12 protein-coding genes and 1 riboswitch are annotated in these 15,443 nt (G+C 39.3%); all 12 genes read right to left on the bottom strand.

Annotated features, from left to right (window positions below):
• Window positions 1-14 precede the first annotated feature (14 nt).
• Window positions 15-2,057 carry a precorrin-6A reductase gene (gene cobK, locus BM102_RS09195; protein WP_090481271.1) on the bottom strand — a complete coding sequence of 681 codons (2,043 nt, stop codon included), beginning with the start codon at window positions 2,055-2,057 and terminating at the stop codon, window positions 15-17.
• On the bottom strand, window positions 2,057-2,806 hold the full coding sequence (gene cobJ, locus BM102_RS09190; protein ID WP_090481268.1) for a precorrin-3B C(17)-methyltransferase: 750 nt from the start codon (window positions 2,804-2,806) through the stop codon (window positions 2,057-2,059). Before cobJ ends, cobK begins: the two co-directional genes overlap by 1 nt.
• A 12-nt stretch (window positions 2,807-2,818) precedes the next feature.
• Window positions 2,819-3,820, bottom strand: a complete 1,002-nt coding sequence (locus tag BM102_RS09185; protein WP_177194947.1) for a cobalt-precorrin 5A hydrolase — start codon at window positions 3,818-3,820, stop codon at window positions 2,819-2,821.
• Between the two features lies 1 nt (window position 3,821).
• The gene (gene cobM, locus BM102_RS09180; RefSeq protein ID WP_090481261.1) at window positions 3,822-4,580 is read right to left on the bottom strand and encodes a precorrin-4 C(11)-methyltransferase; all 759 of its coding nucleotides are present in this window, start codon (window positions 4,578-4,580) and stop codon (window positions 3,822-3,824) included.
• Entirely contained in the window at window positions 4,577-5,695 is a 1,119-nt protein-coding gene (gene cbiD, locus BM102_RS09175) for a cobalt-precorrin-5B (C(1))-methyltransferase CbiD (protein WP_090481258.1), read from the bottom strand. Before cbiD ends, cobM begins: the two co-directional genes overlap by 4 nt.
• A gap of 16 nt (window positions 5,696-5,711) precedes the next feature.
• Window positions 5,712-6,344 (bottom strand): precorrin-8X methylmutase, encoded by a 633-nt coding sequence (locus BM102_RS09170; RefSeq protein WP_090481253.1) that lies wholly within the window; start codon window positions 6,342-6,344, stop codon window positions 5,712-5,714.
• Window positions 6,345-6,357: 13 nt separating this feature from the next.
• Complete coding sequence (locus tag BM102_RS09165) at window positions 6,358-7,899, bottom strand: cobyric acid synthase (RefSeq protein ID WP_090481250.1); 1,542 nt, start codon at window positions 7,897-7,899, stop codon at window positions 6,358-6,360.
• A complete protein-coding gene (locus tag BM102_RS09160) occupies window positions 7,887-8,690 on the bottom strand; it encodes an ABC transporter ATP-binding protein (RefSeq protein ID WP_090481247.1) in 804 nt (267 codons plus the stop codon). Before BM102_RS09160 ends, BM102_RS09165 begins: the two co-directional genes overlap by 13 nt.
• Window positions 8,683-9,699, bottom strand: a complete 1,017-nt coding sequence (locus tag BM102_RS09155) for a FecCD family ABC transporter permease (protein WP_090481243.1) — start codon at window positions 9,697-9,699, stop codon at window positions 8,683-8,685. The genes BM102_RS09160 and BM102_RS09155 overlap by 8 nt, the downstream gene beginning before the upstream one ends.
• Window positions 9,700-9,701: 2 nt before the next feature.
• Window positions 9,702-11,234: an ABC transporter substrate-binding protein gene (locus BM102_RS09150; RefSeq protein WP_090481240.1), complete on the bottom strand. Its 1,533-nt coding sequence runs from the start codon at window positions 11,232-11,234 to the stop codon at window positions 9,702-9,704.
• A gap of 6 nt (window positions 11,235-11,240) precedes the next feature.
• Window positions 11,241-12,836: a sirohydrochlorin cobaltochelatase gene (locus BM102_RS09145; protein WP_090481237.1), complete on the bottom strand. Its 1,596-nt coding sequence runs from the start codon at window positions 12,834-12,836 to the stop codon at window positions 11,241-11,243.
• A 145-nt stretch (window positions 12,837-12,981) separates the two neighbouring features.
• Window positions 12,982-13,167, bottom strand: a riboswitch (cobalamin riboswitch).
• Between the two features lie 50 nt (window positions 13,168-13,217).
• Window positions 13,218-15,377, bottom strand: coding sequence for an EAL domain-containing protein (locus BM102_RS09140; RefSeq protein ID WP_177194946.1), 2,160 nt, complete (start codon window positions 15,375-15,377; stop codon window positions 13,218-13,220).
• Between the last annotated feature and the right edge of the window lie 66 nt (window positions 15,378-15,443).

The raw sequence follows: 15,443 nt of genomic DNA, 5'->3' as shown, positions 1-15,443 counted from the left end.
TTTGTCTCCAATATCTATAGTGTAAATGTAGCAATGTAAACAGGATTCTGTCCCTGTAATATGTTGTAGTCTCCTGCCTTTTTAGCTTTACTTACTGCAATCTGTACTACATCAACATCATTAAAATTATACTTCTTGATCACAGAATTAATCTCTGCGATAGTTTCGATTGTAACGGAATTGATGACTACCTTGATTGGCTTTTCATACTTCATCAATACCTGCAAAATATCCTCAAGTCTGCCGCCACTTCCGCCAATAAAAACATGGGTTGGTGCTGGCAAATCATGAAGTGAATCTGGTGCGATACCAGAAATCAAATGAACATTTTTCAAACCGAACTTATCAATATTCTTTTGAATAAGCTGGCATGCTTCTGGCTTGAATTCTACTGCGTAAACCTGAACCGATGAATCTAATAATCCCATTTCAACAGCAACAGAACCGCTTCCACTTCCAATGTCGTAGCAAACAGCATTTTTTGTAATCTGCAATTTGCAAATAGAAAGAGCTCTAATCTCTTCCTTGGACATAGGCACTTTATCTCTATCAAAAGCTACATCCAAAAGTCCTGGAGTAAGGACCTTTGCTTCCGGTTTGTTATTTTTAATAAATACAGTGGAAAGTCCATCTTCATTAAAGTTGCCACACTTGTCTATTGAAAGTCTTTGAACCTTTTCATCAGCATAAAGATTTGTTCCAACAAGTATTGAAAATCTTGGAGTTCCAGCTGTATCAAGATTCTTTAGGATTTCACCTATTGCCCTAACATCCTTACTGCCTGATGTTATGACAAACACTTTTTCATTATGTTTTATTTGCTCAGTAAGTAGAGGCATCCACAATTGTTCTTCAACACCATGGGTGCTTAGAAGCTTTGCATCCTGCCACGACTCACCAATTCTGGCAGCCAAGGCACTAATTGATGATATTCCAGGTAGAATGTTTGCTTTGAGAAGTGGCTCTTTATCAAGTGCCTCCTTTAGCTTTTTAGCTCCGCTGTAAAAGCCTGTGTCTCCTGAGAATAATACAACTGCTTTTTTCGTACCAAACTTTATATCAGCAGCCAGCTCACTTAGCTTAGGTACAATATCTTTGGCTAGATAATATGGGAATTTCTTGCTATCTGTTTCTATACCTACAAGCATTCTTGGAGCGCCAAAAATATAATCTGCTTCAAGGATAGCCTGTTCTACTTCTGCTGTAATTGAACCAAATCCCATGCCAAAGCCTGCTAAGGTAACATAGATTTTGGTATCAACTCCCTCTACTACGCCATATTCAGTTGATTTGATTCCAAAAAGCTGAAGTACTTTATCTCTCGTCTCAAAAAGTGAATAACCTTTCACCTTTTCTTCTGGCCTTCTGATGATGTAGGTAGGAATCTGTGCTTTATTTGCGGCAACAATACGAGCAGCCTCTCCGCTTGCCTTTCCTCCCTCTTTCATAACAAGTACTTTCGCTTCGCTTTCCCGTAGAAATGAAAGATTCATTCCAGCCGAAAATGGCCCCTGCATTGCAATGATCTGACTTCCCTTCAGCCCATTTTCACTGCAGATGCGAATACTCTCTTCACTAGGAATCACTCTTGCTATGATTCGTTCTCTTATTGATTCATTTTTGCAAAATACAGCCAGCTCCTTGCTACCTGTTGTAAGGAAAATTTTTCCATTTATTTTTTCCAAAGCAGCGGCACATTCTTCTGTGGTATCAAAAAATGTGCAGTTGCTGTAATCTACATTTTCTTCATCCCTAACAACTCTGAAAAAAGGTACATCCTTGTATGCGAAAATCGCCGATTCGATTTCCTGCTTAACTACTTCTGCAAAGGGATGTGTGGCATCTATAATGGCGTCAGGATTTACCTCCGAAAACAGCTTAGCCATTTCCTTGAAATCCATTCTTCCACATCTAACCTGAATGTATTCAGAAGACTCGAGCTGTTGCTTGCCATATTCAGTGGCAACGCAATAAACCGAACCAATTTGCTCATGAGCTAATGATTCAGCAAGAATTCTTCCCTCTGTTGTTCCACCAAAAATGATTACCTTTTTCATTAGATTTCATACCCTCTTTTTGTAACTAACTTCCCCTGGATAATTTCACTTTTACTGTTTCCAACAAACACAGTAGTGAACATATTCACCTGAGCATTCTTAAGCTCCTCAAGAGTGCAGACAACAGTTTTTGTGCCTTCTCTACCAATATTTTCAACATAGCCACAGGCTCTGTTTTTATCTGCTCCCGCATCCAGCATGATTTGACATGCCTTTTCTAAATAGTCATGTCGCTTTTTGCTTGAAGGATTATAAATTGCAATTGCAAAATCCCCCTGAATTGCAGCTATAAGTCTGCGTTCGATGGTCTCCCATGGTGTAAGTAAATCGCTGAGACTAATTACGCAAAAATCATGATTAATTGGTGCCCCAAGCTGGGCTGCACCTGAGATTGCAGCTGTCACTCCAGGAATAACACTAATGTCATCTGCAGTGATATTCTGAGACTCATATTCAGGTAATAGCTCGTACATTGGCGCCGCCATACCGTAGACTCCTGCATCTCCACTGCAAATAAAAGCAACTATCTTCCCGTCCTTTGCAAAATCATAGCAGGCTTTACATCTTTCAACTTCCTGTCTCATCGGTGTAGTGAAAAACTCCTTATCAGGGAAATGTTCCTTTACCAAATCAATATATACTGTATATCCAACAATCACATCAGCATTTTTCATAGCCTGATATGCTTCGTCTGTCATCATTTCTTTGTATCCTGGCCCCATGCCAATGATATAAATATGTCCTGTCATTAATCCTCCTGATTAAAACTTTAAGTCTATTGTCTTTCTAGTTGCTGCTGCAAGAGTAATACCATTGTCAGCAGTCTTTTCCAGTAGCAAGTCTCTGGTTGATAGCCCTGCTCCAAGCACTGCTGCACGCTCACAAACATTTGAAACCCCAACAGTATCTTTTACAAATTCTGAGTCTGGGAAATCTCCCTTTATCTGTTCAAGCTCCTTTGATGTGTATGTTAAAAACTTAGCTCCAAAAAACTGAGCAAGCTTTATCAAACCGATTTCATTTTCCTTTACATCGATGGTGGCAATTGCATAGAGATTTTCCCTGAGATATTCGATTGAATACTCGCAGGTTACATATGTCAGAAGCTCTTTAAAGCTCTTCCCCTTTTTGCATCCCATGCCAAGTACTAATCGCTTTGGTATCAGTGTAAAGCCAGCAGATGCCTCATCTGAAATAGTAACATCAGCCTTTCCCTTTTCTATTATTTCTACCTCTTTAGGAACCTGGCCTACAATATTGTTGTCTATCTTTGTTTTGATGGATATCTTTCCACCGTTTAAAACCTTTTTGGAGATATCCTTTATTCCATCTTTATTTATTATTTTGAATCCGTTTTCTCTGGCAAATACATCTATCGCAAATACGTTATTAATATCTGTTGCAGTTGTAATAATCAGACCTGCATTAAGTGCCCTTGCCAATGTGTTTGCAATATCGTTTGCTCCACCATAGTGACCTGACAAAATTGGAATTACATTTTTGCCTAGCTCATCTATAACAATTACGGGACTGTCGGAAAGCTTGCTGGTTACAAATGGCGCTATTGTTCTCACTGCTATTCCGGCAGCGCAGATAAAAACCAGTGGTATGTGACACTCGAAGGCTTCCTTCGTCCACACTGATAGGTCTATATCCTCAGGCTTTTCCTCGATGATTAAATCCTTACATCCTGACTTAAGCTTTTCCGAAATACTTTTTCCATTATTTGTAAAATATGTAACCCCAATTATTCTTGCTTTCATCCTAACTCCTTGCTTTTCTAAATCCAGTCTCAAAATCTGCTGAATACAATTTTGATAACGCATATCCGGATTTAGAAATAACATCCCCTACTAAAACTACTGCTAAATTTTTGATACCATTTGCATCTGCTGTTTCAGCTAAAGTACCTACTGTACAAATGAATTTCTTTTCATCTGGCCAAGATGCCTTGTACACTATGGCAGCAGGTGTATCCTTTGAGTACCCTCCCTCAATAAGACGCTTTGAAAGCTCATCCATCATTCCACTGCTAAGATAGATGGCCATTGATGCTCCATGTGCCGCAAAGCTTTCGATTGATTCTTTTTTAGGAACTGGAGTCCTGCCTTCCATTCTTGTAATAATAAGAGACTGACTAATCTCTGGAAGTGTATATTCAAGATTCAAACTAGCTGCTGCACCAAAGCATGCACTAACACCTGGGCAGCTCTCATAGGCAAGTCCCTTTTCATCCAGCACATGCATCTGCTCCTGAACGGCACCATAGATGCTTGGCTCTCCAGTGTGAAGTCGAACTACGTTTTTACCTTCCTCTGTGGCCTTTACCATCACATCCATAACTTCATCTAATGTCATGGTGGCACTATTAAATATTTGGCAGTCCTCACTAGCGTAATCCAGTAACTGTGGATTAACAAGTGATCCCGCATATACGATAACATCAGCACTCTTTAAAAGGTTCATACCTCTTACAGTAATTAAGTCTGCTGCACCGCATCCTGCTCCAACAAAATAAATCATCTAATCTCCTCTAATATAGCTTTGGCCCTTTCTGATTCTGCCAATAAGCCAAACTCATTTGAATATAAAATGCACTCGATTTCTATACGACCTTGTGCTCTAAAGTTCAGATAGAACAAAATCTTCTCAAGTACAATATCCATGGTCTCCTTCAAAAGACCTGCATTCTCTATTATGTGTAATGCCTCTTCTGTATTAAGGCAATCTAATATCTTGATAGCTACTGCTGCATCCGCGCCTGCTCGTATAGCACAGCTGGCAAGAATCTCCATTCGTGAATCTGCTTCATGGGAATGGGTATTCATTATTCCCCCTGCGACCTTTACAAGCTTACCTATGTGTCCTGTAATAAGCATTGTTTCAAATCCCAGGTCACAAACCATATCAACAGTCTCACCAATAAAATTGGAACACTTTACACTTTTATCAAGATCATACCCATAATTATCGGCCATAAACTTTAGACCATAGTTGCCTGGGGTTACAATTGCATCTTTCATACCAAGAGCCTTCTTTTGATTGAGCTCTACCTTAATAGTATCTATCAATGCCTTTGAACTCATAGGCTCTACTATGCCGGTTGTACCAAGTATGGATATTCCTCCAACAATACCAAGCCTTGGGTTGAAGGTCTTGCTTGCCAGCTCTTCTCCTTCTGGCACCGATATTATGATCTTTAAACGTCCATTGAAGTCTAGAAGCTTACATACCTCTGATACTTCTTTTATTATCATTTCCCTTGGGACATGGTTGATTGCTGCATTACCTACCGGTTGGTCCAGCCCTGGTAAGGTAACTCTTCCTACCCCCACGCCTCCATCAATAATGATAGAGAGGCTGGAATCAGTACTGCATTCCGTTCCCTTATCCTCAATAGATACTGCTGCAACCACATGACTACCTGTTGTAACATCGGGATCATCTCCACCATCCTTTACAACACTGCAGCTCACCTGATTCTCATTTAAAGTAATGTCTACTATATCTGCATCAAACATTATCTTTGCAGGAGTCTCTATACTGATTTTTTCTTTTTTAGTTCCTGTTAAAAGCATATATGTAGCTGCCTTTGCTGCTGCAGCTGCACAGCTTCCTGTGGTAAAGCCTTTTTTCATTCTTCACCTCAATTTATTATTTATCTATATTATACAATATGGCATTTACGATAGCCGCCGCTATGTTACTGCCGCCCTTTCTGCCTTCGTTAATAATGTATGGCACATCTGAATTTAAGAATAGTTCTTTGGCTGCAACCACATTAACGAACCCTACTGGCACTCCTATTACAAACTCTGGAGTGAATTTGCCTTCGGTCATTTGCTCATACAAAGATATTAATGCTGTTGGTGCATTGCCTATTGCAAATATTACCGGTAAATTTAAACTGGCAGCTCGTTCCATAGATACAGTAGCACGGGTAACCTGACGTTCCTTTGCTTCCTTTGCCACATCCTCATCTGCCATAAAGCAATGAACCTGACCGCCATATTCTGCTAGACGTTTTTTATTAATACCTGACAAAGCCATATTGGTGTCTGTAACTATATGAGCGCCATTTCGTATTAGCTCTTTTACTTTTTCTATGGCACCATCTGAGTAGCGCATAGTGTTGGCATAATCAAAGTCTGCACTAGTATGTATCACTCTTTTTGTGATAGGTTCCTGCTCCTTATCCAAAGTGATACCCATAGCCTGTAACTCTCTACCTATTATTTCAAAACTGCGTTTTTCTATTTCCGTTGGTAAAACGTATTCTATCTCCATATATTTACCTGCTTTACTTAATAAGACTATATATAAAATCCATGTCCAAATTATTTCTTACAACATCTGCAAGCTTATCGTACTCAGCTTCCTTTATTGCATTAAAATCATAATCCTGAGCCTGGAGCACAACTCCCTTTTTTGACGCAAGCGCCTCTACCAGCCTGTATGCCAAATCTCCATTATCGAAAATACCATGCACGTAGGTTCCAAGGATGTTGCCATTTTGTACAAGGATGATATTCCCCTCATCATCTCGCTCTACCAAATCAGGAGACTCTTCCTTAGAAAAAGTATCTTCTATAGCATCATAATCTATGTTTGTTATACCATTGTGAATCTCATAGCCTATGAACTCTTCACCTGATAATGATTCATAGATACCTGTAAGGTCATCAAAGCAATCTTCTGTCTGAGAGCGATGCTTAGCTGACTGTAATGTGGTTATTAGAGGAAGCAATCCTAAGCCTCTGATTGAAGATAATGCAAGCCCATCCTCTGATTCATTCTCCACGCCCTCTGGATCCAATATGGTATTTCCCATCATTTGGAAGCCACCGCATATTCCAACAACTGGACCATTTAAAGAGAAACGATTAATTGCAGCTTCCATTCCCGATTCTCTCATCCACTTCATATCAGAAATGGTATTCTTGCTACCAGGGATAATTACCAGGTCTGCTCCTTCTATCTCCCTAGGATTATTTACAAACCTAACCTTTACACCATTAATGCTTTCAAATGGAGCAACATCTGTGAAATTTGAAATTCTAGGAAGTCGAATAACCGCTATATCTATTAAAGACTCTGAGCTGCTATCCCATTTATTATCAAGCCTCTCGCTAAGGCTATCCTCATCATCTATCATAAGATGAACATATGGAACTGTACCTACTACCGGCACCTTTCCCATATCCTCTATCATAGTGATTCCGGAATCCAGTAGGCTCTTATCCCCTCTAAACTTATTTATTACAAGGCCCTTTACTCTGGCCCTTTCATCCTCTTCCAAAAGCTCTAGTGTGCCAAGGAGCTGCGCAAATACACCACCTCTATCTATATCCCCAACGAGGATAACTGGTGCATCCACAAGCTTTGCCATGCCCATATTCACAATATCATCTGATTTCAGATTGATTTCTGCTGGGCTACCTGCCCCTTCTATTACAATAACATCTGCCCATTCTTGAAGCTTATTGTAGGCAGTCATAATATCTGGCACTAACTGCTTTTTATATGCAAAGTAGTCTCTGGCACTCATGTTACCAACTACTTCACCATTTACAATGACCTGTGAGCCTACATCATTTGTTGGTTTGAGCAGTATAGGGTTCATATATACGCTAGGAGCAACCCCTGCACATTCTGCCTGCATTGCCTGTGCTCTACCTAGCTCCAATCCATCCTCTGTTACAAAGGAATTAAGAGCCATATTCTGAGATTTAAAAGGAGCAACCTTCAATCCGTCCTGTGCAAAGACTCTACATAGTCCCCCTACAAGCAAGCTTTTACCTACATTTGACATAGTCCCCTGGACCATTATTACTTTTGACATATCAACCTCTCAAGAGCCTGGGCATACTGCCACAAGCCGTCTGCCATAATCTTTCCCTCGCCTGCTGCCATGCCATACATAACTTCAAGATTTTCTCCTGTGAGAATCTCCTTAGGCGAACCTATTTTATAAACACTATTATCGTATATACCAATTACCGCATCTGCTATTGCCGGTACAAATTCCAGTTCATGGATAGACATTACAACAGCTTTATTCTGCTCATGGGCAAGCCTTCTAATAATAGATAGAATATCTAGCTTAAACTGAATATCCAAGAAGGAAGTAGGCTCGTCCAAAATCATAATGTCAGTATCCTGACATATAGCTCTTGCAAGCATTACTCGCTGTCGTTGACCATCACTGACTTTAGAAAAATCTTCACTTACTATGGCTTCTGCGCCAACTAGCTTTATGGCATATGCGATAGCTTCTCTGTCATCATCACTGAGAATCCCCAGTCTACCTGTATATGGATAGCGGCCAGTGGCCACCACATCGTAGCAAGTCATAAGCTCTGGATGAATTCGTTCTGTAGTAACCATAGAAACCTTTTTTGCCATAGTTTCCTCGTTAATCTCAGAATCATCCATATCGCAAATGCGAATATTACCATCAAGCTTATTAAGCTGTCTTGTGATTGTTTTTAGTATTGTTGATTTGCCTGCTCCGTTTGCTCCAACTACCGCTATTATCTCCCCAGCCTTTACATCAAAAGAAACCTGCTTTACAACAGGCTGTCCTTTTTTATATCCCACTTCAAGGGCAATCGTACTAAGTTTTTTATCCACGGCTTAGAGCCCTCCTAGCAACCAACATATAAATAACAACTGGAGCAAGAAATACAGCTGTCACTGCACTGATACTAACCTCAGTAGGTGCAAATGCAGTACGTGCTATACAATCGCAAAGTAAAGTAATTATGGCTCCTCCCATAAAGCATGCAGGAATCATAATTAAAGGCTTTGCTGTCTTCATTGCACCTCTCATAATATGAGGTACTGCAATACCAACAAATGAAATTGGTCCAGCAAATGCTGTTACGGTTGCAGATAAAATACTAGAAAGTAAAATCAATACAACTCTGAGGTATTTAATATTAACGCCCATATTTCTGGCGTAGGCTTCACCAAGCTGATATGCCCCAATTGGCTTTGACATAACAAATGAAAGCACTAAAGTCACTGTAACAATGATTGCAGATATAATTACATGTTCCCAGCTTATACCTGAAAAGCTACCAAGTGACCAGTTGTGCAGATTGACGATGTTGGAATCATTTGCAAATGTAATAATAAACTCTGTTATCGCAGAGCAAATATATCCAATCATTACTCCACATACCACTAACAGTGACATGTTTCTAACCTTGCCTGCCAACAGCATTACTATTCCCATTGCAATGATAGAGCCTACGAATGCAGCAACCACCATAATAAGGGAGCTTATATAAACTCCCTGTCCAACCAAAACAACCATGCAAATGGCAACAAATAACTTTGCTCCTGATGAAATTCCAAGTACATATGGACCGGCAATAGGATTGCCAAAGAAAATCTGAAGTAAATATCCAGATACTGAAAGTGCACCCCCTAGAATTAATGCGGCAATAATTCTAGGAAGTCTTATTGATATGATAATTTTTCCAAACTGAACATCGCCTGGAGATATCAGGGATTTGATAATCTCACTAACGGTAATATCCGCACTGCCAACTCCAAGACTAAAAATAAAGCAAATTAATAATAGTAATGCCATTGAAATAAAAAGGCATGTGAATCTCTTTTTTTCTGAGTTCATAGCTACTCCTTCAGTTTGTAAAAACATTCTCCCGATTTGTAGGAATCTGTAAGTATTAAATGCAGCTCCTCTATAAATTCTGCCACACTTGTGGTCTTTTGGAAATAGCCTTCCCTTAAACAGTAAACATTTTTATTCTTAACGGCTTTAAAATCTGCTAAGGATGGTGCAGATGCAATTAAATCATCTACACTTTCAAGCTCTCCCTCTATTGTGCTGTTATAAATAAGAATATCAGCATCTACTGCCCCAATATAAAAATCCTCCATTGATATCTTCATAGTTGATAGAGCATCTTCAGAATTAGAAAGATTCTCTGGCACATAGGTGCCACCTGCCATATCTATCATGGAAGAAATATAGTCACCATTTTTTCTAACTGTAATCTGACCATTGGAATTTACAGAAAAGAATGCCACTGTAAGCCCTGTCTCCTCCATATCCATAACAGCCTTTGTACGGGCAACCTGAGCATCGAAGACCTCTGTTGCAGCATCAAGCTTGCCATACAACACTCCATACAGCTTTATCCACTCAAGTCTTCCTAAAGGAGATGTCTCGTAGCTTGAAGTCTCTACCATAACTGGTATTCCCAGACTTTCAAGCTTTTCCTTCACTTCTGGATTGTGGTATATCATGGTGTTTTCTATGGCAAAATTGCAACCATCTGATACAAGTAACTCATAATCAGGAGCTGAATACTTTCCTGCATATAAAATATCCCCTGCTTTAATAGCAGAAGCTGCCTCATCTACATACCAATCTTTTGAATCAGTGCCAGAAAACTTAATGCTATCAAGGCTGTCTGTATTAACTATCAAATCCATTACCGATGTGGAAACAAGATATGTTTTATCAATATCAGAAAGAACCTGGATGTTATCAGATAATCCAGAAATCTCTGCATCAGAATCCTGTAATGGTCTTAAGAAATACTGATTAACACTTGCACCTGTTATTGTTATAAATGCATACTCTCCATTGCTGTCGTCGGTATAATAATCAACAGTAAAATCCTTAGCGTAATCCAGCTCAAGTGATTCTTTAAATTTAAGATTACCTAAGCTGTAGGAATCATCCGAATCTGCTTTTGTAGCTGTAGATTCTTTTGTTCCACTTTCCACCTCTTCACCTGGAGCATAAACGGTCAGTTCATACTCTATCTCATGAGGAGTGCTCATAGCTGTAGTGTCACCGATTACAATAAAAGTCTCATCAAATTCCGAAAATGGTATCGTAAATACGGAATTCTCATCTACTGCTGCTTCATTATCGTATTTGACATCATCAACCAGCATATAGTCATAGTGAGAGCTTGACCATACAAGCTGAACAGTCTTTTCCTCTCCCTCCACTAAAACCTTGGCAGGAGATTCTACAGTAGCTTTTCCGCTTCCGCCGGTAAGAGTAACATTACAGCTATACTCGCCATCTGTAATCTCATTTGTTGTATTTTCTATTTCGTTACTATTAAAAAAGCTGCAGGCTGTTAAATTAATAGCCAGCACTGCAGCAAAAATGAATTTCTTTTTCATAAATTATTATTCTGCTAATTCAGGGTTTGAAACTGAAACCTTGTGGTCATACCATGTTCCCTTTTCTCCTAAAATAGCCAAATCAAATTCCTTATCTAATGCTTCTACAGGAATATCGAAACCGTAAACAGTCTCTGTTGTTCCATCTGAATATGTTACCTCATCCTCTGTTGGCTGAAGCCAGTTAGCTTCGTCATTTTCTGCATCTGCAGCTGTACCAACATAAAGATTTACAATTTTCTTTGAAACTAATGATACGTGGATAGACATCTTACCATTCTTAACAGTAAGCTCACCCTTACCATTTTCTGCTTCATTTACATGAAACATGCTGCTGTCTGTTGTAAAATCAGCAAGATATGTCTCGCCGTCCTTAAGCTCATCTGTATGTGCAGACTCTACTGGCTCAACACCTGTTGCATCAGATGTGTGCTGAACGTAGATAGCCTGAACATCTGCGATTTCACCAAGTCCTGCAATCTGGCAATCGATTGATTCAAATGAACCATCTGCTTCAAACATTGACTTCCATGAATCCTCATCATCACCAGCCATATCGTTGTTTGCATGATCACCAGCAACAACCATAAGTGGACGAAGAACAACCTTTGTGTAACCAGCTTCCTTAACTGCAGCAATAATGTTCTCGCAAGAAGTCTCTTCTGGCTCACCCTCTACAGTACCGATAAATACGTTTTCATAGCCAAGCTTATCCATCTGTGTCTGCATCTGGCTGTATGTAACCTTTGCAGTGTGGCTTGTACCGTGTCCCATGAATACAAATGCAACACCATCTTCAGCTGCTGCTTCTCTGCTTTCGAAACCACCATCAGCAACTGCCTCAGCTGTAATAGCCTTTGCAACTGTTTCCTTATCTGCATTTACTTCTGTAGCATCTGCTCCTACTTCACCAAGAAGTGGCTCAGCAATCTTTACAGATTCAAACTTATCAGCATATTCTTCAACTGCTGCTGTTAATTCATCATACTCAGCGCCGTGCATCAAATGTGTTGGTTGAACAACAAGGTTCTTAACACCATTTGCAACTGCTCTTTCAAGAGCCTGCTCTACATTATCTATCTTTTCATTATCGCGAGCCTGAATGTGGTTGATAATGATCTGTGCTGTAAATGCACGTCTTACTGACCAATCAGGATATGCTGCTGCGATAGCCTTTTCAACTCCACCAATATCAGCTACACGACTATCATTAAATGAAGTACCAAAGCTTACTACAAGGATTTCATTCTCACCAATATCATCCTGGTTTAATGGATCATCCTTAGAAGCATCACCTGTATCTCTTCCGAAGTAATCAGGGTCTGCATACTCACCCTCTACAAGCTCCTTCTGAGCATCTGTAAGAGCATCCCAAGCTTCCTTGGCAGCTGCACACTGTGCATCTGTCTCATCTGTTCTTTCCTGAACGTAGATTGCATCGATAAGTGCTGCTACGTTATCTGCTGCAGCCTGATCGTCAACCTCCTCTGTTTCTACACTTTCTTCTGTAGTTTCAGCTACATCAGCAGTCTTACCACAAGCTGCAAATACAAATGCTGCTGACATGAAAAGTGCTAAAATCTGTAAACTTCTCTTTTTCATGATTTCCTCCTATAAAACCGTTCATGTATATATTTAGGAACTCACAAAATTAAAAGGCTGCATAAAGCAGCCTCTATCAAAACACAAAAACATGAGGCAATTAGCCTCTCGGATTCATGCGAATAATGATTCGAGTCCCGCAAATCATAATTACAAGAAATAGGCAGGTCTCCTGACTTCGATCATCGCACGCTTTCTCTTCCCAAGAATACTCAGTGATATGAAAGCGAACTCCCTAACACAGTGACGGCTTCGCTCTGGATTCTCACCAGATTCCCTTTTCACCCATACGTACCTAAATACTATGGGCACCTAAATCCTATGAACGATATAAATTTCTTAAAGAAAATACCACATTTATATTGGAGTGTCAAACCTTCATCAGTCCTTTGCGATTGATAAAATAGCCACTTCATAAGCTGTATATCCATGAATTGGGTTGACTGCTATTTTTCTGATAAAGAAGCTGGTGTAATAATCCTCATCCTGCATATTTTCTATATGAACCCACTTGTCGATATTATTGCATTTATTCACTGCATCCATAAAATCCTTTGTAGGCTCCTTTTTCTGCTGAATCATAGCATTTCCTAAATCTACTTCATCAAGATATCCTGTCTTCATAAGGAACTTTGCAAAGTTGCGGTTGTATCTAAGAATATAAGTGCTATCCTCTCTTATTTCTACTACACCGGTAGGAATCTGACCAAAAAACTCATTACTATCCCAGTTGTAATCATCATTGACAACTGGTTCTACAATATTGACTTTACCAACTGTTGCATAGTAATCGCTTTCCTCAAATACTTCTATGACATTGCCAACTCTGGCGCCATAAATCGTATACCATTCATCAAGCGGAATTGGCTTTGCAAAGTAAAATCCCTGCATTTTGCTACACCCAACTTCTCGCAAAAATTTAACCTGCTCTATTGTCTCGACACCTTCTACAATTGTATCAATACCAAGCTTTGTAATCATTTGGATAAGCTCTTTTACTATGACATGATTTTTCTTGGACATACCAAACTCACGCATAAAACGCATATCTAGCTTGATTAAATCAAAATCAAATTTTTGCAACATATTTAAGGATGAATATCCGCTACCGAAATCATCCATCCAAACCTTAAAACCTGCATCGTGGAATCTTCTAATCTGCTCAGAAACGAATTCCTCGTCCAATGTAGAGACGCTCTCTGTAATTTCTATGGTAATCATCTCTGAAGAAATAGTTGAAGCTTCTACTCTCTTTGTTATTTCATCTACAATATCGCATAATTCAAAATCATACTTAGAGAGATTGATAGAAACAGGAACTATCTGGAAGCCCTTCTTAACAACATCTTCCAAATCTCTTAATACGCATTCCAATATGTATAAATCAAGTTTATGAATAAGCTTTGCGTCTTCCAGAACATAAATAAAATGATTAGGTGGAATAATTCCTCTAGCAGGGTCAATCCAGCGCGCCAAGGCTTCCTCGTCGCATACTCTACCATTTACAGATCTCATAATCTGCTGATAATAAGGCTGAATCCATCCTTCTCTTATAGCCTTTTCAAAGGTATTAATTACATATTCATAGTGAGAAGCAACAACATGTGTGTTCTCATCGTAAAAAGCATACTTAGAAAGGTAAGCACCCTTTTCCTTATCACTAACAATCTTTGCTCTGTCACAAGCGCTGCTGGCTGGAACATCCTCAAATGCCATGGAGTAAATACCTACATGGACAGGCAAGGTTTTGCCATCATTTGCCCGCTTCATATCTTTGAAAATGTTCTGAAGTGTAGCTTCAATTTCTTCCATCTGTGTAAACACAGCAAAATGGTCAGAACCCATTCTTCCACAGTTTTCATTTGAGAAATACTTTCTTAAAATATCACCAAATGCAATTAGGAGGTTGTCCCCCTCCTTGAGTCCAAACTTCTCGTTGAAATATTTCATTCCGGTAAAGTCAAAGAAAACTATACCAGGAGTTTTGCCCTCATCTATTATCGCCTGCTTACCTGCATCTGCCAAAGCAAGAAAATATGACATGTTTGGTAAGCCTGTAAGAGTATCATAAAAATTATCTCTTATCAGACTTTCCTTTGACATCATGTCTCTGAAATTAGAAGCCAGTTTTTCTGTAAGGGGATTTTCAAAATCTTCGCCCATGCCCTCCACCATATATATGGTACTGGAAAGCATAGTCCCATCCTCTGTAAAGAAATGTTCACCATGAGAATGTATAATTACATAGTCATTAATGATATGTGAAAGTGTTCTGTAAACACAATCGAATTTATCTCCGCCTAAAGCAAATTTCAATGCGGCATCTGCAACCCTTGCCTTATCATCTGGATGTGTATCCCGATACATATCTTCGTCGAATAACTTGGTAATATTTTCTCGGGAATCTCCCATAAGCTTACACATTCCATCTGTTACAAGGATTGTCACAACTCTTTTATCTATAAGCTGGTAGATTACAAGAGGAATATTAAGTTTCTCAAGTGCCTTTCTCTCTGTATCCTGAAACTGATATCTAGTCATTTTTACCCCCTTCAACTGATAGTCTAGATACTTATGCCTCATCAATACAACGATTATAAATAAAGA

Source organism: Pseudobutyrivibrio sp. JW11 (genome assembly GCF_900115355.1).
GTDB classification, from domain to species: Bacteria; Bacillota; Clostridia; order Lachnospirales; family Lachnospiraceae; genus Pseudobutyrivibrio; species Pseudobutyrivibrio ruminis.
The sequence above is the reverse complement of the archived record's forward strand: the minus strand, read 5'-3'. Positions and strand labels throughout refer to the sequence as shown.